This window comes from Ruegeria sp. AH12 (genome assembly GCF_056541465.1).
In genome coordinates this window covers 240075-264396 of record NZ_JBQFYL010000001.1, presented here as the reverse complement: position 1 = coordinate 264396, position 24322 = coordinate 240075, and the positions used below count along the sequence as shown (strand labels likewise).

Genomic DNA, 24322 nt, shown 5'->3' with positions numbered 1-24322 from the left:
ACTGCCAGGTTGAATTCCGCCCGAAAGCCGCGAATATCGCTGCGTATGTGTAAGAGTTTCTGTTCATGACCTCGCGAACCGGCTTTAAGCGTCCCGCATCGGCCATCCCGGCCTCAACCGGGTTGGTCGCGATCTTCAGTATCCCGATCCTGCACTATCTGTGGCCCGCGATGCCCGGTGTTTCAGACCGCGATCAAACCGTGCTGTTCGCCCTGACCGTATTTGGTTTGATGGTCGCGTCAGAATTCGCCTTTGCCAAGCTTCACCGCATGCCCGGCAGCGGGCTGGTTTTCAAGGCGCAGAACTTTCGTGATGCTGGCTATATTCAAGATTTTCAGGTCAAGCTGGTCGGACTGGCGGCCAGTGCCGGATTGCTTGCCTTGTTTTATTGGTCAGCGGACCTTTATCGCGGGGATTGGTATTCACCCTTCTTTTCGCTGCTCGCCGACTACTGGTGGCTAATTCTGGCCGTCGTTCTGGCGGTTGTCACTTCGGTGCATTTCATGATGCGGCATCCGCGGGATGGGATGTGGCATCTGGGGCGCGTAGTTCTGACCTTTGGACAGCATTCCGCCCGCGCGCGTGGGCTGAAGGTCTATCTGCTGGGCCTTTTGGTCAAAGGCTACTTTCTGCCTCTGATGTTCTGCTATCTGGTCTATGACTGGACATTTTTTCAGTCCCGATCCTTGTGGGAGATGACAAGCTTCCCCCAGGTCTATGAATACCTGTTCCGCTTCTCCTTCTTCCTTGATCTGACGGTTGTTGTCATCGGCTACGCAACGGCCACCCGGCTGCTGATGTCCCATATCCGATGGACAGAAACCACCGTCAGCGGCTGGCTGGTCTGCCTGGCCTGCTATGCGCCGTTCTGGCAGGTACTGTCGCGGGACTATTTCAACTACACCCAAGAGGGGTTCGCCTGGGGTGCGTGGCTGTGGGATTATCCGGTTCTCTACACGATCTGGGGCTGCACGATCCTGTTTTTCCTTGGGATATACTGCCTGACAGCGGCCCGTATGGGGCTTCGGTTTTCCAACCTCACCTATCGCGGACTGGCCTGTGATTTCCCCTATAATCTAAGCAAGCACCCCTCATACATCAGCAAGAACATCAGCTGGTGGCTTGTCTCGATCCCGTTCATCGCGGTGGATTTCTGGACCGGATTGGCCAATTGCATGGCCCTGCTGGGGGTGAACTTCATCTATTTCATGCGCGCCTGGCATGAAGAACGGTGCCTGTCGCAGTCGCCATCCTACAGGGCCTATCAACAGCATATTAGGGAAAACGGGTTGCTGGCCCGGATCAGGCGCGCGGTGTTTCCAGCGGCACAGCAAGCGTCAGAAAAGCTGAACTAGGACAGACCCGGCGCTTTGGCGCGCCGGGCAAAACGTTTATTCGGTTACAGTGACGGTTTTCATCATATCCGGTTGGCCGGAAACAGCACCCGATTCAGGATGACCACGCTTGATCGCATCAACCACATCCATGCCTTCGGTGACCTGACCGACAACCGTATACTGGCCATTCAGAAACGGCCCCGGTTCGAACATGATGAAGAATTGCGAGTTTGCGCTGTTGGGGTCCTGCGACCGTGCCATGCCAACGACACCCCGATCAAAGCTGACATCCGAGAACTCTGCCGGTACGTCCGGGCGATCCGACCCGCCACGGCCCGCATAGCGCATGTCAAACGCCTCATCGCTTTGATCGCCATATTGCACATCGCCGGTCTGGGCCATGAACCCATCGATCACCCGGTGAAACACCACACCGTCATATTGGCCTTCGCTGGCCAGAGCGGTGATCTGTTCGACATGTTGCGGGGCGACGTCTTCGAACAGGTCGACAAGAATGATGCCGTTGGCCCCTTCCCCTTCGACCTCGATCTGCAGGCCTGTGGCCAAGGCCGGGCTGGCCAGCAAAGTGAAAGCGACAGCAAGCTTACGCATCTGCGGCCACTTTCACGCTGATCATGCGATCGGGCTGCATCGGCGGCTCGCCTCGCACGATAGCGTCCACATGTTCCATGCCGTCGATGACACGGCCATATACGGTGTACTGACCGTTCAGGAAGTGATTGTCCTTGAAGTTGATGAAGAACTGCGAGTTTGCCGAGTCCGGGTTTTGCGACCGGGCCGCGCCCAGCGTACCACGATCATGCGGCAGTTTCGAGAACTCTGCCGGAACGTTCGGCAAGGAAGACCCGCCGGTGCCCGCCATACGCAGGTTGAACCCGTCTTCCATGTCGCCATGCTGCACGTCGCCGGTTTGCGCCATGAAGCCGTCGATCACACGGTGGAAGGCGACGTTGTCATACTCGCCACCACGGGCCAGCTCCTTCATCCGTGCGCTGTGTTGCGGGGCGACGTCGGGCAGCAGCTCGATGACGACATTGCCGTCTTTCAGCTCGATGATGATTGTGTTTTCGGGATCCATGATTTCGGCCATCTGGCCCTCCTGTCGTTTTATCTTGCGCAAATACCTATGCGCAGGGCGCATGAAAGCCAAGTGACGCATTGACCTGAGGGCAAAATGAAGGAAAAGAACCGCCTAAATCGATAACAAACGCACGAAGGAATGCACGATGGGCTGGAAAACGCTGGACGATATGGACCTGAACGGCAAACGCGTCTTGGTGCGTGTGGACATCAACGTGCCCGTCGTGGAGGGCGTTGTCACCGACGCCACTCGGATCGAGCGGATCGTGCCCACCGTCCGTGATATTTTGGCTGCGGGCGGCAAGCCGATCCTTCTGGCGCATTTCGGGCGGCCGGGTGGTGAGCGACGCGAGAACCTATCGCTGAAACAGTTGGTGCCAACGCTAGAAAGCGCCTTTGGCACACCGGTTCTGTTTGCCGCTGATTGCGTCGGCACCGAGGCCGAACTGGCCGCAGAGGCCCTGCAACCGGGTCAAGTTCTGCTGTTGGAAAACACTCGCTTTCACGCGGCAGAAACCAAAAACGATGCTGATCTGGCCGCAGGCATGGCCAAGCTGGGCGACGTCTATTGCAACGACGCGTTTTCAGCCGCACACCGTGCCCATAGCTCGACCGAAGCGCTGGCCCGTCTTCTACCCGCCTGTGCAGGCCGCTTGATGCAAGCTGAACTGCAAGCGTTGGAAGGTGCCTTGGGCGCGCCAAAACGCCCTGTGACGGCAGTTGTGGGTGGCGCGAAAGTGTCGACCAAGCTGGAGCTGCTAGGCAACCTGATCGACAAGGTAGACTATCTGGTGATCGGTGGCGGCATGGCCAACACCTTCCTCGTTGCGCAAGGGATCAATGTCGGAAAATCGCTGGCAGAGCGCGATATGAAGGACACCGCGGCTGAGATATTGGCAAAGGCCGAAACCTCGGGCTGCACCATCGTGCTGCCCACCGATATCGTCGTTGCCGAGAATTTTGCCGCCCATGCGCCGCATCAGGTGCTGCCCGCCGATCAATGCACCGAAGAGGGCATGATCCTGGATGCCGGTCCCGAAAGCGTTGCGGCAATTTCCGAGATCTTCGCAAAAAGCCAGACCCTGATCTGGAACGGTCCCCTTGGTGCCTTTGAACTGGAACCTTTTGATGCGGCCACAAATGCAGCCGCGCTGAAAGCCGCCGCGCTGACACGCGCAGGCCAGTTGGTGTCGGTCGCAGGTGGGGGCGATACGGTTGCCGCCCTGAACGCATCCGGCGCGGCCGCAGATTTCTCGTATATCTCAACAGCGGGTGGCGCGTTTCTGGAATGGATGGAGGGCAAAACCCTGCCCGGAGTTGCTGCGCTGGACCAATAGCCCTGTTTTGCGGGCGGTCGAATAATCTGACTTTCCCGCAAGATTTTGCGAATCAGGGGATTCACAAGCCGAATCACCTGTGACATAGTGCTGCCAGAGGTTCGCAAAGGACCCGTTATTGAGGCAAGTTTTCATACGGCGGTAAACAGAGTGTCCCGTTCCAATCGCCCCGGTTTGGGCTCAGTCGCGTTTTTCTCGGTGGCTTTCATGCTGGGTGTCTATTTCACCTTTGCCGCCGTGCAGGGTGACTATGGCCTGTTCCGACGGGTCGAGATTGCAGCGGAACGGGACGCTCTGTCACGCGACCTGGCCAAGCTTGAAACCGAGATCGTCGAGATGGAAAACCTAACGCGTCGCCTGTCGGATACCTATCTGGATCTTGACCTGCTGGATCAACAGGCGCGGTCAATCCTGGGCATGATCCGCGCAGATGAGATTGTGATCCGTTAAGACGGACCAAGCTATCGTCAAATTCCCTGTCTTTCTCCGCAAACAAACCGGTTACGCCCTAGCCGGTCGCTACGCCGTGCGACGCTGCGTCAGATTTCCCCTCGCCAGAAAGCCCGAAATGCTTTATGAGATAGTTTAACGCTAAACTATCTGTCCGAAAGGGAGAGGTCGCCAAGATGGCTGCGCGAAAAACCACAAAGAAACCAAATGTTTCTGCGGAAGAACTCAAGACATACTACCGCGAGATGCTTCTGATCCGCCGATTCGAAGAAAAGGCTGGTCAGCTTTATGGAATGGGTCTGATCGGTGGGTTCTGCCACCTCTATATCGGACAGGAAGCGGTTGTTGTCGGTCTGGAGGCGGCCGCCAAGGAAGGCGACAAGCGGATCACCTCGTACCGCGATCACGGTCATATGTTGGCCTGTGGGATGGACCCGGGCGGCGTGATGGCCGAACTAACCGGGCGCGAGGGCGGCTTGTCCAAGGGCAAAGGCGGCTCGATGCATATGTTCTCGAAAGAGAAGCATTTCTACGGCGGCCACGGAATTGTCGGCGCGCAGGTCCCGTTGGGTGCGGGTCTGGCTTTCGCAGATAAGTACAAGGAAAACGGCGGCGTCACCTTCACCTATTTCGGCGATGGCGCAGCCAATCAGGGTCAGGTCTACGAAACCTTCAACATGGCCGCCCTTTGGGATTTGCCTGTCGTATTCGTGATCGAGAACAACCAATACGCCATGGGCACCGCGCAGGCGCGCTCGACATCGTCCGCCGATATTTATCACCGTGGTCAGGCCTTTGGCATTCCCGGTGAGATGGTCAACGGTATGGATGTGCTGGCCGTTAAAGAGGCGGGTGAAAAGGCTGTTGCCCACTGCCGCGCGGGCAAGGGCCCTTACATCCTTGAGGTCAAGACCTACCGCTATCGCGGCCACTCGATGTCCGACCCGGCCAAATACCGCACCCGCGAAGAGGTTCAGAAGGTCCGCGAACAAAGCGATCCGATCGAACATGTGCGCGAACTGCTGCTGACCGGCAAACACGCGACCGAGGATGATCTGAAGGCGATCGACAAAGAGATCAAAGAGGTCGTCAATCAGGCCGCCGAATTCTCGAAAGAAAGCCCTGAGCCTTCCGTCGAAGAGCTCTGGACCGATATTTACGCCTGAGAGGACGAATAAGACATGGCAACCGAAATTCTCATGCCCGCCCTTTCGCCCACGATGGAAGAGGGCACGCTGGCCAAATGGTTGGTCAAAGAAGGCGATACCGTATCCTCGGGCGACATCATGGCCGAGATTGAAACAGACAAAGCGACCATGGAGTTCGAAGCTGTCGATGAAGGCATCGTTGGCAAGATCCTGATCGCGGAAGGCACCGAAGGGGTCAAGGTGAATACCCCTATCGCGGTGCTGGTGGAAGAAGGCGAAGACGCCTCCGCCCTGCCGGCGGCTGCGCCCGCGGCCGCAGCGGTGGCCGAGGCCGCCCCTGCGGCGGTTGAGGCCCCCGCTCCCGCAGCTCCGGTCGTGGACCGGTCGCCGGATTGGCCTGCCGATGCCGAGATGAAATCCGAAACCGTCCGCGAAGCACTACGCGATGCGATGGCCGAGGAAATGCGCGGCGACGAAGACGTCTACCTGATGGGCGAAGAAGTCGCCGAGTATCAGGGCGCCTATAAGATCAGCCAGGGTCTTTTGGACGAGTTCGGCGCCAAACGCGTGATCGATACCCCGATTACAGAACATGGCTTTGCCGGTATCGCGGTTGGTTCAGCCTTTGGTGGCCTGAAACCCATCGTCGAGTTCATGACCTTCAATTTCGCCATGCAGGCGATCGACCAGATCATCAACTCCGCCGCCAAAACGCTCTATATGTCCGGCGGCCAGATGGGCTGCCCCATCGTGTTCCGTGGCCCCAACGGTGCCGCCGCCCGCGTGGCCGCGCAGCACTCTCAGGATTACGCCGCATGGTACATGCAGATCCCCGGTCTGAAGGTTGTAATGCCATACTCAGCTGCCGACGCCAAAGGCCTGCTGAAATCGGCGATCCGCGACCCCAACCCGGTGATCTTCCTGGAAAACGAAATCCTCTACGGACGCACATTCGACGTGCCGCAAGTGGATAACCTGTCCATTCCTCTGGGCAAGGCCCGCATCTGGCGCGAAGGCTCAGATGTGACCATCGTCAGCTTCGGCATAGGCATGCAATATGCACTCGAAGCCGCCGACAAACTCGCCGAAGAAGGCATCAGCGCCGAGGTCATCGACCTGCGCACCATCCGTCCGATGGACACCGGCGCGATCATCAACTCGGTGATGAAAACAAACCGTCTGGTCACGGTCGAAGAAGGCTGGCCGCAAGGCTCGGTCGGCAGCTACATCAGCTCGGTCGTGATGCAGGATGCGTTCGACTATCTCGACGCGCCTGTCATCAACTGCACCGGCAAGGACGTTCCGATGCCCTATGCCGCGAACCTGGAAAAGCTGGCCCTGATCACCACCGATGAGGTGATCGCGGCGGTCAAACAAGTGACCTACCGATAGGCAATGACCCCCGGGAACGTACATAATCCTGCGGGCGTGGACTGGCTTTTCGAAAGCCTGGTCTCCGCGCGCAAGGATAACAACCGCAACCTCCTTTATGTCTGTGCGGCGTTCCTGGTGGTTTCCTTTGTCAGCATCGCGTTCAATCTGGAGGCCTTCGACCAGATCTCGTTCGATCTATTGTCGGTCGAAGGCAGCCTGACAAGCGCCTGGCCCATCCGAGCCATGCTGTGTGTTGCCTGCGTCGTCTCATACGCTTCGGTCATTTACATCGTGCTCGAGCAGCAACGCCTGCAATTGGGTATGGATTATCTGGCCGCAGTGGAACACAGCGATGCCGCTGCCCTGGGCCAGTTCACCGAGTGGCTTGAAAAGAACCATCCGCGTGTCTCAAAGGCGCGCTCTGTGGTCGTGGGAGTGTTCGTCACCTTTTGCGCGGCCATCCTCCTGATCGATATCGCAACGCTGATTTACTCATTTTCGAAGTAAGAGGACATGAAGACATGCCCACCGAAATCCTGATGCCCGCCCTTTCGCCAACCATGGAGGAAGGCACGCTTGCAAAATGGCTGGTCAAAGAGGGCGACACCGTGTCGTCCGGCGACCTGCTGGCCGAGATCGAAACCGACAAGGCCACGATGGAGTTCGAGGCCGTCGACGAAGGCACCATCGGCAAGATCCTGATCCCCGAAGGCTCTGAAGGGGTCAAGGTCAACACCGCCATCGCCGTTCTGCTGGAAGATGGCGAAAGCGCTGATGATATCGCCGCTGCGCCTGCCAAGGCCCCTGAGGCGGCCCCAGCCGCCGCAGGCAACGAGGCCGCCGCGCCAGCGGCGTCCGAGGCGCCGGCCCCTGCTCCGGCGGCTCCGGTCAAGGCCGATGGAGGCCGTATTTTTGCTTCACCTCTGGCTCGTCGTATCGCGGCACAGAAAGGTCTGGACCTGGCGCAGATCACCGGCTCTGGCCCCCATGGTCGTATCGTCAAGGCGGACGTGGAAGGTGCTACTGCGACGGCTCCGGTTTCTGCGCCTGCCGCCGCTACGGCCCCGGCTGCCGCCGCTCCGACTGGCCCATCCGCCGACATGGTCGCGCGGATGTACGAAGGTCGCGAATATGAAGAAATCGCATTGGACGGGATGCGCAAGACCATCGCCGCGCGTCTCAGCGAGGCCAAGCAGACCATCCCACATTTCTACCTGCGTCGCGATATCAAGCTGGACGCGTTGCTCAAGTTCCGCAGCCAGTTGAACAAGCAATTGGAAGGCCGTGGCGTGAAGCTGAGCGTCAACGACTTCATCATCAAGGCCGTCGCCAACGCACTGCAACAGGTTCCGGCTTGTAATGCGGTCTGGGCAGGTGATCGGGTTCTGCAATTGAAACCTTCGGATGTGGCCGTTGCGGTTGCCATCGAAGGCGGCTTGTTCACCCCGGTCCTGCAGGACGCCGACACCAAGTCGCTGTCAGCGCTGTCAACCGAAATGAAAGACCTCGCCGGTCGTGCCCGCGAGCGCAAGCTGGCCCCACATGAATATCAGGGGGGCACTTTCGCGGTTTCGAACCTCGGTATGTTCGGCATCGACAATTTCGACGCCATCGTAAACCCGCCGCATGCTGGCATTCTGGCCGTCGGTTCGGGCATCAAGAAACCAGTTGTTGGCGAGGACGGAGAGCTAGCGGTTGCGACCGTCATGTCGGTGACCATGTCCGTCGATCATCGGGTCATCGATGGGGCGCTTGGGGCAGAACTGTTGCAAGCTATCGTCGACAATCTGGAGAATCCGATTGTCATGCTGGCTTAAATACAGCCAACCACAAAAAACAAAGGCCGCCTCGGTTACCGAGGCGGCCTTTTGCGTTTATCAATGTCCAGCTACTGATCTTTGCCGAGCATGTGATCCATCGAGATCGAAGGTTGATCACAACCAGCCTCGCCTACGATCTTGGCGGGTATGCCAGCAACGGTTTTGCAGGATGGAACAGGCTGCAGAACCACAGACCCGGCAGCGATGCGGCTGCAATGACCCACTTCGATATTGCCCAGAACCTTAGCCCCAGCTCCGATCAGAACGCCATCACCAATCTTGGGATGGCGCTGCTCCTCTTCCTTGCCGGTCCCGCCCAGCGTGACCGAATGCAACATCGAGACATTGTCGCCCACAACCGCAGTCTCACCGATAACAATGGAATGCGCGTGGTCGATCATAATGCCTTTGCCGATCTTGGCCGCCGGGTGAATATCGATCCCGAATATCTCGGATGACCGCATCTGAAAGAAATAGGCCAGATCATGGCGTCCCTTCCGCCACAGCCAATGCGCCACGCGATAGGCCTGCATCGCCTGATAGCCTTTGAAGTACAAGATCGGCTGCAACAGGCGGTGGCAGGCCGGATCGCGTTCGTACACCGCCATCAGATCGGCCCGCGCGGCCTCAAGCAGGCTGGGATCGTCCGCATAAGTTTCATCCACGATCTCGCGCAGCACCATCATAGACATCTCATTCGAACACAGTTTGGCCGAGATACGATAGGACAAAGCCCGCTCAAGACTGCGGTGATGCAACACACAAGCATGGACGAGCCCGCCCATCAGCGGCTCTTTTTCCACGGCCTCGGTCGCCTCTGAGGTGATGCGGGTCCAAACCGGATCGACCGGCGTTACATGGCTGCGCTTTTCAAACATGGCTTTTGATCCTCTGCTGCGCCTAGAATGCCATTTAGTGACAAAAACACCAAACGCAAACCCGTGATCGGGTCTTCAACAAAAATGAATGAAACAGAACGAAGCCATTTTGACATCCTCATTCGCGCCCGTTTAGCCGAGCTAACGGCGCTTTCGGCATCATCTCAGCAGGCGCAGGCCGTCGTCGAATTGGACCAACAGGCCGTCGGACGCCTCAGCCGCATGGATGCCTTGCAGAATCAGGCGATGGCCAAAGCGCAGCAAACGAACCGGAATATCGAAACGCACCGTCTCAAAGCGGCGTTGCAACGTTTAGAAGGCGGTGAATACGGGTATTGCGAGGACTGCGGCGACCGAATTCCGGATGGCCGTCTAAAACTGGACCTGGCGGCCAGCAAATGCGTCAGCTGCGCCTCTGGCTAAGGTGAAAGCGGGCCAGCTGACGCAGAACCAGTTCAAAACATTGGTAATACTGCGTATCATCAAACCCTGGTTCATCCGCAAGTTGTCGGTTTCGCGCCGCAGCCATCAGCGATCCATTTCCATAAAACGGATGCAAGCGCCCGGATGATCTGACATGCGCGTCGACCAGTTCCGCCTCGGCGATCATCTTCAAACACAGGCTCTTTCGCTGAGGCTGCGGCACCGTCAACAAGGCGCGCGCCGCAGCGCCAAGGTCCCCATGAAGCAAAGGGCGCATCAGGCCGGTCTACCCGACCATCACGCGGGCCGAAGCACCCGGACCGTAAATGGCGGAAACCTGCGCAACTTCTACTTCAAACGGCCCGGATACCCCATCTGCGGCCTGCATCGCGGACGTGTAGGTCCATTGCGGTTGGGTCACCACCTCTTCACGTAGAACCGTTGTGCCGGACCAAGCGCGCACCAGATACGCTTCGGTTTCCTCGCCCAATGGTACGTCCAGACCGGACCAGTCATCGCCATCTACACGGGTGCGACGCACCCAGCTGATTGCATAACCATCGGTCACTGCCCTTGCCGTCAGATGCGCCGGCGAGTAGGGCCGAAGCCCATTGCCATCAAAGGTTCGCACCAGGTGCGTATAGGACGGATCATCATATCCCCGGGTCGCCGGTCCGATACGATAGTGCTTATCTATCCGCCGCTCGGTCCGCAGCAGGTTGATCTGCGAGACACTGTCATTCAGCAGCACAAAGACCGACCCATCAGGCCAAGCATCCGGCATCAGCGCGTCCGTCCCCAGCTGTCCGCGCAACCGCCCCGAAAGCGCGTAGACACCGGGGCTTTCCAGCACCGCGTTCGAGAACTGGAACACTTCCCAATTGCCAGGTGTTCCATCGCCGATGGCCGCAAGGTTCAACCCGTTCAGGAGTGCCTCGCGCGGTTGCGACTCCAATTGGCCGTCGATCAGTCTGATCCGAAGGATTGGTCCGTTATCCCAAAGCCCAGCGCTGGCGCGCAGCAGCGGCGTTTCGGTCCGGCCAATCGTGGCTGGTGCGGTGATCACATCGCTGAGCGTATAACCCTGATCCGTCGTCGAACTATAGACCGCCGCATTGCCTGGCCATGGATCAGCCGACACAGCCAGATAAGGCGCATGCGGCACCTCCGCCCCTGTGATCAACGGTAAATCCATGAAGACGGGCAGCACCGGAACAGGCGCCAAATAGGGCTTTACCGAAACAGGGTCCTCTTCAATGTCCAACAGCTTATAGACCCCCGGCTCAACCCGAATTGCGTCTGCCAGTTGCAGTTCTGCCGTCTCCATCCGGTCAATTCTGTAGAGCGCACCCTTGGCCTCACCCGACAGGCGGACGACATCCCCGGCGCCCAGATGCATCATCGACGGCGGCAGCGCAAACCGGGTGCTGTCGCGCGACACGCGCGCCTCGCTAAGCCAGCGTTCCGCCGTTTGTCGCCCTTCGCCGCGCGTCATCGACAGGGGCATCTCATTGACCGAAACGGCATGGGTGCTTACATCGGGCAGCACAGCCTCCTCGGCAACGAAATCGTGGTCTGCATCGGACTGGACAAAACGCAGGCGCACGCGACCGGTCATCTCCGCCTCGGCCTCACGACGATATTCGACAGTGCCATCCAGATCGGGGCTGACCGCCAGAAGATCCGGGTTCAGATCTACAGCGCCATAGCCATCCCGCATCTGAAACCGCAACACGCCGTCACGTTCGATGGCGTCGAACCCATAGCGCAGCATCAGTGGTTGCAGGGCGGACCGCGCATTGGTGACGTCTTCGATGACATAGCCACGTACAACGCCATAGAGGCCCGATACGTCGATATCAGTCACCCCGGCGCCATAGCAGATTTCAGTCACGACCGAGGCCAGCGTGCGTGCGCCTGATCGCCCGTTCAGCCAGTGACCGCGCGCATAATTGCCACCGTCACTCCATTTCGCGCTCTGGTTCGGGAACGCCGGAAACGGCCGCGCGTCCCAGGCCCAGACATAGGCATTGGACATATCGACCATCGGACCACCATAGACCGTCGAGATCGGGTTGATCTGCGGATCGCCCCAATAGCTCAGCATCGCCCTAAGGTACTGAACCTGGATGAAATCGTCGCGCATGCCATTGGAATAGGCAGGCAGCTGGGATTCCGACGATTTGGGGTCAAGGAACTTGTTCGGCTGATTGGTGCCCTTATCAATGGCCGCACAGCCCAATTCCGTGAACCAGATCGGCTTTGATCCCGGAATCCAATCCGTTGGATTCACCTGTCGCACACCATCGATCCGGTCATGGTGGGTGTTCAGCCACCAGTTCCGCACATCTTTGTAGCGCCAGATCCAAGGCTCATCATAATCGCCGTCTTCGATAGGAGCGCGTATCTGCGCCTCTGCTTCTTCGGGCGAGGCATAGTACCAATCATACCCTTCGCCGCCTTCGATGTTGCTGCGCAGATAATCGAGATCATAGATTGATGGCGCGCCCGCAACGGCATCCAGATGATCTTCGCCATCGCGCCAATCGGACAGGGGCATATAGTTGTCGATACCGATGAAATCGATATTGCCATCGGCCCATAGTGGATCGAGGTGGAACAGCCGATCATTGGTACTGGGCGGTTGATAGCCGAAATATTCGCTCCAATCCGCTGCATAGCCGATTTTGGTATCGGGGCCCAAAATGCTGCGCACCTCAGCCGCCAGCGTCCGCAGACGTGCAACAGCCGGGAAACCGCTCGCTCCGCGTATTTGCGTCAGCCCGCGCATCTCGGATGCGATGCAAAACGAACTGACCCCGCCCGCAGCCTTGCACAAGGCTGCATAGTGCAGAATGAACCGGTTCAGCCCCCATTCCTGTGGCCCTGAATAGCTAACGGTGCCATTACCAATGACAAAGTCACTGGCCTTTGCCGTCCCGAAAAACGCGGCAACCTGCGCGTCGGCATCCGCAGTGCCATCGGGGGAACCCGTGCGCCCGGGGGCCTCACTCAGCGTGATCCGTCCGCGCCAGGGCAGATGCGGCTGATCTGTTGCATCCGACCAGGGGTCGGGCAATCCGTTTCCAGCCAACTGCTCCATCAGGATGAACGGGTAGAACATGACCCGCTTGCCCCATAGCTTCAGATGCCGGATCGCCTCGACGACCGAGGCATCCGTGGGCGTCCCACCATAGACCGGGCGATCATCCTCTCGCGCTACTAGCTGCGCCTGGCTGCGTGACAGGCCAGATACGTTCCATGGCATCCCCTGCCCATCTGCATCACGGCGTTCAACCTTGGGACGGATGTCACAGGACCCGCAGCGCAGATCATCCCCGAACCATGACACGATCAGCGAGGTCGCATCGCAATGCGGCAACTCTTGCGTCAGAGTACGGGTCGAGGTCACCAAATCCGTCCACCCAGAAGCGGAACTTGCATTGGCCGGTGCGCTTTGGCCGTAACCAAGCGCATAGTTCACTTGCGAACTGGCCAAGGCGTATTCACCCGACCCGGGCATCATCGCGACACCCCGCACCAATTCCTGGACCGAGGTTTCGCGATCCGGCAGGTCCGTTTGCGGCGGGCGCACGACTTCGAAGGAAAACTGCGGAACACGATTTCCGAAGTTCCCAAGCTGGAAGTCTTCTATCACGACATAGGCCGTACCACGATAGCCTGGCACCTGGCCCGCGCCTTCGATGGATTCGATCAGAGGGTCCGGCAACTGATCGTCAGACCCATGATAGATGCGCATGTTCAGGCCGCTCAGTTCCTGTTCTTCGCCATCGGCCCAGACGCGGCCAACATCTGCGATCTGTCCCGCGCCAACGGCAATCGCCAGCGAGATGGAGTAGCTGTAGGTAACGGTCGTCACCTTGGGCGTCTTCGGCTTGCCTTTGCCCCCGCCTCCGCCTTCGGTGGTCTCACTGCGCGTTTCTAGAAAATCCGAAGCCCAGATCACTTGCCCTCCGACCCGCATCCGCCCGAACACGGTCGACACCGGCGCGCCCTCGCCTGTCTCGGTCAGGCGGAACCGGTCCATCCGCCCGGTTTCGACAACGTCACTACCGCCGCCCATCACGGATTGGCTGAGAAGCCGTTGGTCAATCACCCGCCCGATGGTTGCGCCCACGGCACGGCCAATAATGGCGGTCGACAGGCCGGCAATCGTGCCACCGATTGACCCACCTAATGCAGCACCGGCTGCGGAAAGAACTATCGTCGCCATCAGCGGACCTCCAACGGGAACTCAAAACAAGCCACAATCCGACGGCGCCACGGCTCGCTCAGGGCGTTCTCGACAACGCCGTGCCCGTCATAGGCATGAACAAAACGCGGAACTGCGCCGATGCTGGTCATGATCCCCAAATGCTTGGCGATGCCGCTGTCGCGCATGCGAAACAGCACCACATCACCCGCCAAAAGCTCTGCGCTTGGCTTTTCGATCAAATGGCGCTGCGCAGCGGCCCACATCCGCTCCTCGCCCTGAGGTTCGGACCAATCCATCGTGTAGATGGGCACTTCTTCCGGCTCATGACCAATCTGCGCGCGCCAAACGCCGCGCAACAGGCCCAGACAATCGGTGCCTGCTCCCTTGGTCGAAGCCTGATGAACATAGGGCGTGCCAAGCCAACTGCGCGCCTCGTCCACGATATCCTGTCTGTGTGGTGTCACCGCCTGCTTCCCCCGTTGTTCGAATTGGTCTTTTTGGGCACCGCCATCATCCAATCTTCGCCCGGAAGATCGGGAAAGCCCTGAAAATTCAGAATATTGTTGAACTTCAACCGGCAGGTTGTCATGCGCTTGTCGCAGCCCGCGGTCAGCCGGACCCGGTCGCCAACAGACAGCCCTCCGCCAATTCCGGACCACAAGGTCACCTCGCGCCCGCCATCAACCCTCTGATCCGCTTTGATCGAAGACCAAAGTCCGCCGGCCGTACCGGACAGAACGTCCAGACGACCACGCTCAAACCATGCCGCAGCCGCGTTTTCAGCCCCGTCCACACGGATCAATGTAGCACCGTCAAAGGCCACAATCTCTGCCTCAAACGAGAACCCCTCGGCGTTGGTATTGAACCGACACACTTTGTCGCCCAGAACCGCCGTACAGGGTTTCTGATAGATGCGCCCAAGCGGACGGTTCAGCAGATCGGTCAGCCCGCGCAGCTCGGCGTGAAATGCCCCGCCCGAGCGGCGCAGCTCTCCAATCGATCCGCGAAACTGCAGGATGCGCTGATCCAGATCGGCCCAGTTGACCAACCAGGCCCGCACCTTTGCGCCATCGAACCGGCCCGCTTCGATATCTTCCTCGCGCACGGCGGCGTCAGACAGCGCGCCCATTGCTTCGGTGTTATCAATCGACAGCCCGGTCGCCTGTTCAATCGCCGCAGCGGTCAGGCCGGTACTGGCCTTGAAGATCACTCCCTCGAATTCCAGTTCCCGGTCGTGATCCGTAAAGCCATATTCCTGCCCATCCGCGCGCGTGATTGCCCAACAACGGCATACAGTGGTCAGACCGGTCTGAAGATGGGCGTGCAGCCCCTGAACATCCCCGGCCATCAGACACGCACCTCGACCACAGGAACATTTGGCGCGTCACCGGCCTGAAAGCTAGCAACACTGGTCTGAATCTTGTCGGTATCGAACCGCACCGGCACGTCGAACTCGTACCCGGCTGTGATCTCGACACCCTCAGGCGGCGGATCCGCGAACACGACTGCGCCTGTAGTCAGATCAACTTCGAAATCCACGCCTTCTCGAATTTCATCCTGATCCAGCCCCAAGACCACCGTGCCCAACGCTGGCTTGGCAATCGGGCGTACATAGCTGACACCGCCCGATGTATAGGTCTTGACCAGCTGAAATTCAGTGCGCACACCATCGCCCAGCGCGATGACCTGATCACTACGTTCAATATCCGCCGAGGCCAGGCCCGATTTGAAATCAGACCAATCCTTCCAGCGAAACCCGAACATCTGCCCCTGCCGCGCCTCAAAGAAAGAAATCAGCGTCTCGATATCATCCAGCGACCGCATCCCAAGCCCTGCGTCATAGCGACGGCGCGAATGTGCCCAGGGGGTGTTGCGTTCTTCGAACCCGTTGGCCAGCGTCACGATATCTGTGCGCCGCTCGGGACCGCCGACCGAGCCAAAGCTCAGGCTGGCCGGAAATCTGACCTCGTGAAAATTCATGACCTGCTCCCGGTTTTATCTGTTGCGATTGCCGCGCCCCAAAGCGCGGCTCATTTGTGCTGCGATCTGGCCCTGGCTGCGGCGGAACCCCTGAACATCGGGTGTTGAGATGTTCATGACGACGTTGACGGCACGCCCGCCGCCCGAGCTGCGAACCCCCAGTTTGCCATCCGCCCCGCGTGCCAATGGCATGATGGCCTCAGGGCCCGCCTCGCCCATCAGGCCGGTGCCGCCTCGCATCGGAAAGGTTGTGGGGCCGCTGATCACACCGCCATTGGCAAAGGGCATCACCCGCCCCTGGCTGAAACTGCCGCCATCGGCAAAAGGCAGAAGCCCCTTCACAAGGCCACCGACCGTACCGGACAACAGCCCACCAAAGTGATCCGTTACCGGCTTGATCGCAGCCGAATAGGCCGTCTGGATCAGCGAGTTCTTCAGCACGTCCAGCGCATCAGACAGACTCTTCCCATCCAGCACCACACCATCAAAGGCTTTGCGTAGCCCGCTTGACATCCCCCGCTCCAGCGTGGCGACATCCTTGCCCGTTTCCTCAAACGCAGCGCCGATCCGCTTCATCTGACTGTCAAATGCCGCCGCCATGCTGGCTGCATCACCTAACGAGTCGCCCAGCGCCTCGCCCCGCTCCTGCAGGTCGTCAAACCCATCACGATCCGTCATCACGCTCTCCTTGTTCTCTGTCCGGATATGCTGCCAACAGCGCATCCAGCCCGGCCCGGTTCATCGCGGGCAGCCCGGCACCCTGCCCCAACATCAGCCGCAGCTCGGCCGGGGTCAGACGCCAGAACTGATCCGGCGTCAGGCGCAGCCCGAGGAACCCGGCCCGCATCAAAACGGGCCAGTCGAACCCGCTCATGTGCCACCCGGCACCATGAAGGCCCGCGCCAGCAGCTCAGCCGCGGCCCTGGCTCCGGCCAGGGGCCCACCTTCGATCTCGGCATGCATCACGTCAGCACGGGTCACATCTGAACCGCCCCCGCGCAGCCCCGCCACGATCAGCGCCATTACATCGCCGCTGGAATAACCGCCGCCCTCGAACCGCTGGACCAACTCAACCAATGACCTGGTGTCCAGTTCCTGTTCCAATTCCGCCAAAGCACCCAGCGTCAGCTTGAGCACCCGCCGCTCCCCATTGATGGTCAATGCCACCTCGCCCGTCCACGGATTGGCCATCGGATTACAGCCCTGTAAAGGTCAGCGCGCCGGCGCTTGCCAGACTCATCTCATAGGTCGCCTCACCATTGTGCGAGCCCGCATACTCGATGCCAGTCACCTGAAACGGCCCCTCGACAATGCCGAAATCGGGGATGATCACCTGAAAGCCCGGCGTCTCACCATCAAAGAACAGCTGTCGCGCGCGCTCGTCGGTGCCTTCATCCTTGAAGACGCCCGAGCCCGAGATCGCGGCCGATTTGACCCCTGCCCCCGACAGCAACTCGCGCCAGCCCCCCTGGCTTTCCAGCGTGGTCACATCCACGCTTTCGGCATTGAAACTGATCCGCGTGGCGCGCAGGCCCGCGATGGTTTCGAACAGGCCCGTGCCGTTCATATCCACTTTGACCAACAGGTCTTTTCCGTTCTGGGCAGCCATGTGCTCTCTCCGTTGATTGCTTAGTCGTCTTCCACGCGGGCGCGGAATCTCAGGTCGATCTGGCGGATTGCACCGCCGGTTCCGGTGCGTCGGGCGCTGGCGCGCTCGAACCACAGCCCCACGAGGCGGCCCCGATCCAAACTCAGCGCTGTGCCGTCCAGCGCGTCACACACGGCACCGGCCAGTGATTTTGCAGCGCCAAATCCTGCGGCCTCGGACACGACCGAGACCGTGAACCGATGCAGCGCACCTGCGCCGGATTTGTCCGATGCTTCGCGGACCTCTTCCGGGCCCAGCGTCACATAGGTGGCAGGGACCGGCCCGGTCGGCACCGCATCAAAGATTGCACCGCCGGATTGCGCGCTGACATCTGCGTCCCCAGACAATTGCTGAAACACCGCCGCCTGCAACGCGGCTGCTACGCCATAGCTCATGCCGCCACCTCTTCATCTGCGAAACAGGTCAGGTATTGGCCGCGCGGATCACGATCCGCGACAGCGCGGATCACGAAACGCCGCGTGCCTTCGACAAAACGCTGATCCGGGGTTGGCCGCATCGACGATCCCTCGGGCGCCCCGCGCACTACGACGCGATAACCCACCCGCGATACCGGCACCCCTGCGATGGACCGCTCGGACCCGCTACGCGCCGTAACCTCGGCCCAAAGCGTGCCCAGAACCGTCCAGGTTTCAATGAACCCGCCCGCACCATCGGCAACACGATCCGGCGTTTCCAGCACCAGCTTGCGGTTCAGACGAGGCGCTGTCATTGCGCAATCCCCGAACCAAAGCGTACCATGCGGTAGCGCTGAATCAGGCTGGTGACCCCAAAGGGCATGCACCCATCGCTTAGCGACGTCTCATCGCGGTATTCGTAGTAATGCGCTGCCAGCAGCAGCACCGCCTGTCCCAGATCGGCAGGCAAGCTATCCCAACCTGCGGCCATACCTGCAGTGAAGGCAATCTTCACCGATCCACCCGTTGAAACACTTGGCAAAGACGTTGCCGTAGGTCGCAATCGGGGGCGCTGACTATCGCGCTCCAACCGATAGGCATCGGCATCAAGATCAGTGTCCGCGCCCGTCGCATCTGTCATCGTGACCGCATCAATTGCTGAAACCGGGGCCACGGGCAGCACTTCACCTGCCGGATCGCGCCAACAGCTGAGGCTCCAGGAAAAGGCACGCTCGATCAGCACTTTACCGGTTCTGGCCTCGATTGCCGCAAGGGCGGCACGCAAGAACCCTTTCAGCACCTCGTCCTGCACATCACTCTCGGCAAACCCCGTGCCCATCCGCAAATGCGCTTTGAACTGATCCACCGGCAGCGTCGCATCCGCGATGGCGGTCTCTTCGATCAACATCATCCATTCACTCCGCAATCTCGGACCCCTCCGGGGCCGTAGTCTTGAAAATGACGGGCACGCACCGCCCCACGTTGCTCGGACGGAGGGGAGCAGCTAGACAACGCGGGGGGTCTCACCCCGGCCCGTACCCGCCGCCCGAAGGACCGGTTACCCGGCCCCTCGGATCCGTCACCGCTTAGGCGGTGCCGAATTTCAGCAGCTTGATCGCGGCAAAGTCGCTGACATCACCGCCCACGCGCTTGGTTGCGTAGAACAGGACATGCGGCTTGGCGCTGAACGGATCACGCAGCACGCGCAAATCGGGACGCTCGGCAATGGTGTAACCGGCCTGGAAATCGCCAAACGCGATCGAGAAGCTGTCCGAGGCAGCATCCGGCATGTCCTCGGCGATCAGAACCGGATAGCCCATCAGGCGCGCAGGCTCACCCGCGGCCAGGCCATCCGACCACAGGAAGCGACCATCGCTGTCCTTCAGCTTGCGGATCAAACCAGCGGTTTTCGAGTTCATGACGAAGGTGCCATTGACGCGGTACTGCGCGCCCAGAGCATAGACCACTTCGACAATCGCATCCGCGTCGATACCCCCATCGATGCCGGTTGCGACGTAGCCAAGGCTGCCCCATGACCAACCATCATCCGGCACGGCCCGGTGAATCATCAGACCCTTGGGTTTGTCCACACCATCGCCGTTGATAAACGCCGCTGCTTCGGCGCGTGCGAACTTGTCCGCAATACGACCAGCCAGCCAGCCTTCGACATCAAACGCACTGTCGTCCAGCAAGCGCTGCGAGGCTTTGGGCAATGCACTCAGCTCGTGCAGCGGGATTGAAATACGGTCAATCGACGGGGTCCCGGTTTCTGCCGTCGCCGAATTCTCATCGGCCCAGCCCGCGCCCACATCCGTGTGGTCGATCAGCACATCGAACGAGTTCGCCTCGACATTCACTACCGAAGCAATCGAACGGATCGACGCGGTTGAATTCAATACCGATTTGATCGCCTCAGCGGTCTGCGGATCAACCAGATACCCGCCTTCGCTGTTCACAGCGGTCGATAGCGATTTGGCCTCGATCTCCAGCCCGCGCAGCCCGTCATCCTCACCCGAACGCACATAGGCATCAAAAGCTTTCTGATGCGGGGCACCGTCCTCGTTCGAGGCCGCAAGATGCGGGCGCGCCGCGATGGTTGATTTACGATCCAGCATGGTCAGTCGCTCTTCTGTCTGTTGCAGTTTGGTTTTAACATCAGCCTTCAGGCCCTTGAATTCATTCACGAAGCCAGCCATCGCCTGCTTCACCTCCTGAACCAGGGGCGCACCCTCTCCGGTCAAGGCCGGGGTCTCGGTCTTGCTCATCAGTATGTCCTGTTTTTCGGTGGGTTTGAGGCGCGCTAGGTCCGCGCCAGCTCCTGCCGGGCGTCGATGAACACCTCGGCAATACTGCGCAGGGTGTTCTCGGCCTCAGGGTCCACACCCTTGGCCGCCACCCGCGCACTGGGCAGCATCGGGAAGGTCACCAGTGATACCTCCCACAGCTCCAGTTCGGTCAGGACCCGCTGGCCCTTGTCATTCTTAACAGCCCGCTTCGTACGATAGCCAATTGACAGACCATCCATGGCCCCCGCCCGGATCAGCTCGGCCGCTTCTCGGCCTTTCTGCGTGCTTTCCAGCAGACGCCCCTTGACCCAAAGGCCCTTGTCGTCTTCGCGCACCTCGTCCCAGACACCGATGGGCTGCGCCGGGTCGTGCTGCCACAGCATCTTGACCCGTTGGCCCGCCTTGGCCAGCCCCGTCAGCGAAGCGCGATACGCACCGCGCTGCACCACATCACTACCCTGATCGACCTGCCCGAACAGGCTGGCATAGCCCTCGATCACCGCGTCATCGGTCACCGACAAACCATCGCCAAACCGTGCAAATTTATGTTCCAAATCCATGAACTTCTCCATGTAAACCACTGAACTCATGGCGTTACCGCCAAAAGGGACTGAAAGGCTTGTGCCAAGATCACCGCCGCCACGCCATAGACCGTCAGCCATAACCGCTTCTCCAGCCGCTCCATCATTTCTTCGATCTGATCCAGCCGCCGACACAGATGTGCGTGCTGAATCTCGGCCACCCGCTCGTGCGCGGCCAGCCGCAGGCCTGGCGCACACTCGAACGGAGGATACGGATCACCCATCGCCACGCTCCGGCAGCCCCAGCAACGCGCGTTTCTCGGCATCGCTCAGGAACTCGGCCCCGCTGACCCGCGCCCACTGCGCATCCCGTTCCGCCGACAGCGCAGGCACCTGATCCAGATCGGGTTTCAGCACCAACTCCTCGCCGGTAAAGCCCGACAGCCAATCCGACACCGCCGCCGCCACCCGCGTCACCAGGGGCAGAACAGTCAGGCGATAAAACGCCCGGTTGGCCTCCTGATAGTTCGAATAAGTCGCATCGCCTTGTATCCCCAGCAACATCGGCGGGACCCCAAAGGCCAGCGCGATCTCGCGGGCGGCGGCTTCCTTTGTCTTTTGAAACTCCATATCGGACGGAGAGAAACCCATCGGCTTCCAATCCAGCCCCCCTTCCAGAACCATCGGACGACCCGCATTCCGCGCCCCGCGATAGTTCTGCTCAATCTCGTCCGACAGACGCCGGAACTGATCCTCGGCCATCACCCCATGGCCATCGCCTTTCCAGACCAGAGCCCCCGAAGGCCGCGCCGCATTATCCAACAACGATTTCGACCACCGCGACGCGCTGTTATGCACATCAATCGCCATCGCCGCCGCCTGCATGGGCGAGAACCCGTAGTGATCATCCTGAGGGTGGAACGACTTGATATGACAGATATTTTCCGCCGCAAACCGGTGCTTCTTGCCGCCCACAGCGTAGTCATAGGCCTTGGGCCACCCATCCGCCCCCGGCACCACGCTCATCCGGTCCGAGCGCAACACATGCAGCTCAACCGGCAGGCCTTCTTCAGCCTGCACAGCCTCAACATAGGCATTGCCCGACAGCAGCAGTTGCCCGAACAATGCTTCCATCAACTCCGCCCGCCCCTGCGCCGCATTCGGACGGCGCATCAGCGACAGGATCGGATGCGCATCAAACCGCTGCGCCTGATCCTGCAGCACCAACGGCAGAGCCGCCGCCGCCTCGGCAATCAGCTTGACGGATCGAAACCCCACCGGGTTCCCTGAAAACCCCGTCCGCGTCAGCGACACCGCGTCCCGAGGGCTCCACGCCACGCGCCCGCCCGTCTGCCACGCCACCACAGGCCCCGCCGCGCTCGCCTTCGCCTCGGGCGCTTCGCCCGTCGCTCCACGACGCAAGAAATCGAATACCATCTGTGCTCCTTTCTGCCGCCGCTCTGCCCGGCTTGTTGAAAGGAGTTATGACGGAAAGAAGTTTACGGCTTGGGAATGGGGCGTACGGGGGGTGGGCAACACCCGCAGCACCTACTCAGGCAGCGGATACAGTCTTTTGATAAGGCGATCCGCCTCAAGTTTATTAATCAGCGCCGCGAACTCGCGCCACTTCGCAAATTCTTGATCCTTGTTATGAAATTGGATCGCGGTGGTTCTAAAGTTCATATACGCTGAATAGAACCGTCTGTTTTCCTGAGTCACTTCCTGCTCGCCGTCCAATATCTGCTTCGTTGCGCTATACATAGACAAAGCTCGTTCTATGTCGCCTTCGAACAACTTAATATCCGCCAGAAAGAGATTGTAACCTACCGAACGCGGGTATTTCTCCAGCAGTCGGCTAACAATTCGCTCTGCTTTGGAATACTCACCATTTGCAACCAGTCGTTGCGCCTTGAGCAACTTATAGTTTCGAACAAGCCGTGCGAGCATTTACAATCTCCAAGCATTCAATGAGAGAACTTTGGTTATAGACGCATTGTTTTTCAAGCATTTTTCTTAGAATCAAATTCCAAGACGGGATCACAAACTCCTCACCCTAGGCCGCCGATACACCCCCGCGGGCCCCACAATCAATTCATGCAGCGCCCAGACCAGCGCGTCGACCCGGTCGGGCGAACCCTGCCCCTCGAACCCGCGCGCGGTCATCTGGCACATCTGCTCCTCGAGCGCGTCCAGCCCGGCCACATGGCTCACCCGCCCCTGCTCGTACAACGCTGCCACAGGCTCGGCCCGTGCCACCTTGCCGCGTGAGGCCCGCACCGCGCGGAACGGGACCAGAGGGTCCACCTGCCGCACGACCTCTTCCACCAGTTGCCCGCCCTGATTGACCTCGGCCACCAGCCGTTCGGCTCCAAACTCATCCATCGCATCAATCGCTGCCTGCGCCCAGCCCGCCGGGCCAACGCCCTGCACCGTCCGGTCGGCCAGTACGTAGGCGCGCCAGTCCTCTGGTGGCCCCTGCACCTGAGCGCCGACCACCACGATCCCACAAGCATCCGCATCCGCCCCTGCCGTCACCGCCGGGTCCAGCGCCACGACGATGCGATCCAACGCAGGCACGCGGCTCACCCGTGCCGCCTCCAGCATCGAGCCCGTCCAGAGCGCCCCCTCGGCATCTGACAGCAGCACCCCGTCCAGTTCCTGCCGCCCCAGCCGCGTGCCCGCATAGCGCGCGCGCACTTCGTCCAGAAACGAGTCCGCCAGATTGGCCCGGTTCGCCTCGGTCGGCGCGTGGGTCTGCACGGTGGACGGCGACGCCAGCAAGTCCTTCAAAACCTTCACATTGCGCGGGGTCGTCGTCACGCAGACCCGGGGCCGATCCCCCAGCCGCAGCGCAAATTGCAGCATATCCCAGGTCTCCCCCGCCTTTTTCCACTTGGCCAACTCATCCACCCAGGCCGCATCGAACTGCGGCCCGCGCAACCCCTCAGGATCATGCGCCGAAAACGCCTGCGCCTCGGCCCCGTTCGGCCAGACCAGCTTGCGCTCCGTCGCCTTCCAAACAGGCCGCCGATCCGGCGGTGAGCACTGCAAAATCCCGCTATCGCCAAAGATCATCACATCGCGCACCTGATCGAATGTCTCACCCAACAAAGCCACACGACTGGCCTCTCCACGATCCAAAGGCAAAGACCCCTCGACCGCAGACCGCACCCACTCAGCCCCGGCGCGCGTCTTGCCCGCACCACGACCGCCCATGATGACCCAGGATCGCCAGTCGCCTTCAGGCGGCAATTGATGCGGCAGCGCCCAGAACTCAAACAGGAAAGGGAGGGCACACAGCCCCCCCTCCCCGATCTCACTCAGAAATCTATCCTGCACCGCAGCAGGCGCGGAGGCGAGCCAGCCTGCACCCGATCTCAGATCGTGC

29 protein-coding genes are annotated in these 24322 nt (G+C 60.1%); 8 read left to right on the top strand and 21 right to left on the bottom strand.

The annotated features are described in order from the left end of the window. The first annotated feature begins 65 nt into the window (after positions 1 to 65). Positions 66 to 1355, top strand: a complete 1290-nt coding sequence (locus ACR0EL_RS01400; RefSeq protein WP_480497576.1) for a hypothetical protein — start codon at positions 66 to 68, stop codon at positions 1353 to 1355. Positions 1356 to 1391: 36 nt separating this feature from the next. On the opposite strand, the gene ACR0EL_RS01395 is transcribed toward ACR0EL_RS01400, so the two are convergent. Both ACR0EL_RS01395 and ACR0EL_RS01390 read right to left on the bottom strand, forming a co-directional pair. Beyond that, complete coding sequence (locus ACR0EL_RS01395) at positions 1392 to 1949, bottom strand: peptidylprolyl isomerase (RefSeq protein ID WP_480497574.1); 558 nt, start codon at positions 1947 to 1949, stop codon at positions 1392 to 1394. Continuing rightward, a complete protein-coding gene (locus ACR0EL_RS01390; RefSeq protein WP_480497572.1) occupies positions 1942 to 2448 on the bottom strand; it encodes a peptidylprolyl isomerase in 507 nt (168 codons plus the stop codon). Before ACR0EL_RS01390 ends, ACR0EL_RS01395 begins: the two co-directional genes overlap by 8 nt. A 136-nt stretch (positions 2449 to 2584) precedes the next feature. On the opposite strand from ACR0EL_RS01390, the gene ACR0EL_RS01385 reads away from it, so the two are divergent. The 6 genes from ACR0EL_RS01385 (at position 2585) to ACR0EL_RS01360 (ending at position 8564) form a co-directional block, all read left to right on the top strand. Then, complete coding sequence (locus tag ACR0EL_RS01385) at positions 2585 to 3775, top strand: phosphoglycerate kinase (protein ID WP_480497570.1); 1191 nt, start codon at positions 2585 to 2587, stop codon at positions 3773 to 3775. A gap of 150 nt (positions 3776 to 3925) precedes the next feature. After that, a complete protein-coding gene (locus ACR0EL_RS01380; protein ID WP_170530568.1) occupies positions 3926 to 4225 on the top strand; it encodes a septum formation initiator family protein in 300 nt (99 codons plus the stop codon). 176 nt (positions 4226 to 4401) lie between these two features. Continuing rightward, a complete protein-coding gene (gene pdhA / locus ACR0EL_RS01375) occupies positions 4402 to 5391 on the top strand; it encodes a pyruvate dehydrogenase (acetyl-transferring) E1 component subunit alpha (RefSeq protein WP_353006546.1) in 990 nt (329 codons plus the stop codon). A 15-nt stretch (positions 5392 to 5406) separates the two neighbouring features. Then, positions 5407 to 6765 (top strand): pyruvate dehydrogenase complex E1 component subunit beta, encoded by a 1359-nt coding sequence (locus ACR0EL_RS01370; RefSeq protein WP_480497567.1) that lies wholly within the window; start codon positions 5407 to 5409, stop codon positions 6763 to 6765. Between the two features lie 3 nt (positions 6766 to 6768). Continuing rightward, a complete protein-coding gene (locus ACR0EL_RS01365) occupies positions 6769 to 7254 on the top strand; it encodes a hypothetical protein (protein ID WP_480497565.1) in 486 nt (161 codons plus the stop codon). A 14-nt stretch (positions 7255 to 7268) separates the two neighbouring features. Then, a complete protein-coding gene (locus tag ACR0EL_RS01360) occupies positions 7269 to 8564 on the top strand; it encodes a pyruvate dehydrogenase complex dihydrolipoamide acetyltransferase (RefSeq protein ID WP_480497563.1) in 1296 nt (431 codons plus the stop codon). 71 nt (positions 8565 to 8635) lie between these two features. On the opposite strand, the gene cysE is transcribed toward ACR0EL_RS01360, so the two are convergent. Further along, entirely contained in the window at positions 8636 to 9445 is an 810-nt protein-coding gene (cysE, locus tag ACR0EL_RS01355) for a serine O-acetyltransferase (protein WP_480497561.1), read from the bottom strand. A 63-nt stretch (positions 9446 to 9508) separates the two neighbouring features. On the opposite strand from cysE, the gene ACR0EL_RS01350 reads away from it, so the two are divergent. Next, on the top strand, positions 9509 to 9868 hold the full coding sequence (locus tag ACR0EL_RS01350; protein ID WP_480497559.1) for a TraR/DksA family transcriptional regulator: 360 nt from the start codon (positions 9509 to 9511) through the stop codon (positions 9866 to 9868). On the opposite strand, the gene ACR0EL_RS01345 is transcribed toward ACR0EL_RS01350, so the two are convergent. The 18 genes from ACR0EL_RS01345 to ACR0EL_RS01260 all read right to left on the bottom strand — a co-directional run bounded on the left by ACR0EL_RS01345 (position 9849) and on the right by ACR0EL_RS01260 (position 24258). Continuing rightward, positions 9849 to 10145: a DUF7742 family protein gene (locus tag ACR0EL_RS01345; RefSeq protein ID WP_480497557.1), complete on the bottom strand. Its 297-nt coding sequence runs from the start codon at positions 10143 to 10145 to the stop codon at positions 9849 to 9851. The two genes, ACR0EL_RS01350 and ACR0EL_RS01345, sit on opposite strands and share 20 nt — an antisense overlap. Before the next feature lie 9 nt (positions 10146 to 10154). Beyond that, on the bottom strand, positions 10155 to 14102 hold the full coding sequence (locus ACR0EL_RS01340) for a baseplate multidomain protein megatron (RefSeq protein ID WP_480497555.1): 3948 nt from the start codon (positions 14100 to 14102) through the stop codon (positions 10155 to 10157). Beyond that, entirely contained in the window at positions 14102 to 14548 is a 447-nt protein-coding gene (locus ACR0EL_RS01335) for an NlpC/P60 family protein (RefSeq protein ID WP_480497553.1), read from the bottom strand. Before ACR0EL_RS01335 ends, ACR0EL_RS01340 begins: the two co-directional genes overlap by 1 nt. Further along, on the bottom strand, positions 14545 to 15432 hold the full coding sequence (locus ACR0EL_RS01330; protein WP_480497551.1) for a DUF2163 domain-containing protein: 888 nt from the start codon (positions 15430 to 15432) through the stop codon (positions 14545 to 14547). Before ACR0EL_RS01330 ends, ACR0EL_RS01335 begins: the two co-directional genes overlap by 4 nt. Continuing rightward, the gene (locus ACR0EL_RS01325) at positions 15432 to 16064 is read right to left on the bottom strand and encodes a phage distal tail protein, Rcc01695 family (RefSeq protein ID WP_480497549.1); all 633 of its coding nucleotides are present in this window, start codon (positions 16062 to 16064) and stop codon (positions 15432 to 15434) included. The genes ACR0EL_RS01330 and ACR0EL_RS01325 overlap by 1 nt, the downstream gene beginning before the upstream one ends. 15 nt (positions 16065 to 16079) lie before the next feature. Next, the gene (locus ACR0EL_RS01320; RefSeq protein ID WP_480497547.1) at positions 16080 to 16742 is read right to left on the bottom strand and encodes a phage tail tape measure protein; all 663 of its coding nucleotides are present in this window, start codon (positions 16740 to 16742) and stop codon (positions 16080 to 16082) included. Continuing rightward, complete coding sequence (locus ACR0EL_RS01315; protein WP_480497545.1) at positions 16729 to 16938, bottom strand: rcc01693 family protein; 210 nt, start codon at positions 16936 to 16938, stop codon at positions 16729 to 16731. The genes ACR0EL_RS01320 and ACR0EL_RS01315 overlap by 14 nt, the downstream gene beginning before the upstream one ends. Beyond that, positions 16935 to 17255, bottom strand: coding sequence for a gene transfer agent family protein (locus tag ACR0EL_RS01310; RefSeq protein WP_480497543.1), 321 nt, complete (start codon positions 17253 to 17255; stop codon positions 16935 to 16937). The genes ACR0EL_RS01315 and ACR0EL_RS01310 overlap by 4 nt, the downstream gene beginning before the upstream one ends. Positions 17256 to 17259: 4 nt before the next feature. Beyond that, on the bottom strand, positions 17260 to 17673 hold the full coding sequence (locus ACR0EL_RS01305) for a phage major tail protein, TP901-1 family (protein ID WP_170530581.1): 414 nt from the start codon (positions 17671 to 17673) through the stop codon (positions 17260 to 17262). 20 nt (positions 17674 to 17693) lie between these two features. Continuing rightward, on the bottom strand, positions 17694 to 18107 hold the full coding sequence (locus tag ACR0EL_RS01300; RefSeq protein WP_480497541.1) for a DUF3168 domain-containing protein: 414 nt from the start codon (positions 18105 to 18107) through the stop codon (positions 17694 to 17696). Beyond that, the gene (locus ACR0EL_RS01295; protein ID WP_480497539.1) at positions 18104 to 18442 is read right to left on the bottom strand and encodes a phage head closure protein; all 339 of its coding nucleotides are present in this window, start codon (positions 18440 to 18442) and stop codon (positions 18104 to 18106) included. Before ACR0EL_RS01295 ends, ACR0EL_RS01300 begins: the two co-directional genes overlap by 4 nt. Further along, positions 18439 to 19038, bottom strand: coding sequence for a head-tail connector protein (locus ACR0EL_RS01290; protein ID WP_480497537.1), 600 nt, complete (start codon positions 19036 to 19038; stop codon positions 18439 to 18441). The genes ACR0EL_RS01295 and ACR0EL_RS01290 overlap by 4 nt, the downstream gene beginning before the upstream one ends. A 175-nt stretch (positions 19039 to 19213) precedes the next feature. Continuing rightward, positions 19214 to 20392 (bottom strand): phage major capsid protein, encoded by a 1179-nt coding sequence (locus ACR0EL_RS01285; protein ID WP_480497535.1) that lies wholly within the window; start codon positions 20390 to 20392, stop codon positions 19214 to 19216. Between the two features lie 35 nt (positions 20393 to 20427). Further along, positions 20428 to 20985, bottom strand: a complete 558-nt coding sequence (locus ACR0EL_RS01280; RefSeq protein WP_480498401.1) for an HK97 family phage prohead protease — start codon at positions 20983 to 20985, stop codon at positions 20428 to 20430. A 14-nt stretch (positions 20986 to 20999) separates the two neighbouring features. Then, a complete protein-coding gene (locus ACR0EL_RS01275; RefSeq protein WP_353006496.1) occupies positions 21000 to 21218 on the bottom strand; it encodes a GTA head formation protein, RCAP_rcc01685 family in 219 nt (72 codons plus the stop codon). Beyond that, positions 21211 to 22371 (bottom strand): phage portal protein, encoded by a 1161-nt coding sequence (locus ACR0EL_RS01270; RefSeq protein WP_480497533.1) that lies wholly within the window; start codon positions 22369 to 22371, stop codon positions 21211 to 21213. Before ACR0EL_RS01270 ends, ACR0EL_RS01275 begins: the two co-directional genes overlap by 8 nt. Before the next feature lie 111 nt (positions 22372 to 22482). Next, positions 22483 to 22881 carry a tetratricopeptide repeat protein gene (locus ACR0EL_RS01265; RefSeq protein WP_480497531.1) on the bottom strand — a complete coding sequence of 133 codons (399 nt, stop codon included), beginning with the start codon at positions 22879 to 22881 and terminating at the stop codon, positions 22483 to 22485. Positions 22882 to 22971: 90 nt separating this feature from the next. After that, the gene (locus ACR0EL_RS01260) at positions 22972 to 24258 is read right to left on the bottom strand and encodes a DNA-packaging protein (protein WP_480498399.1); all 1287 of its coding nucleotides are present in this window, start codon (positions 24256 to 24258) and stop codon (positions 22972 to 22974) included. Positions 24259 to 24322 lie beyond the last annotated feature (64 nt).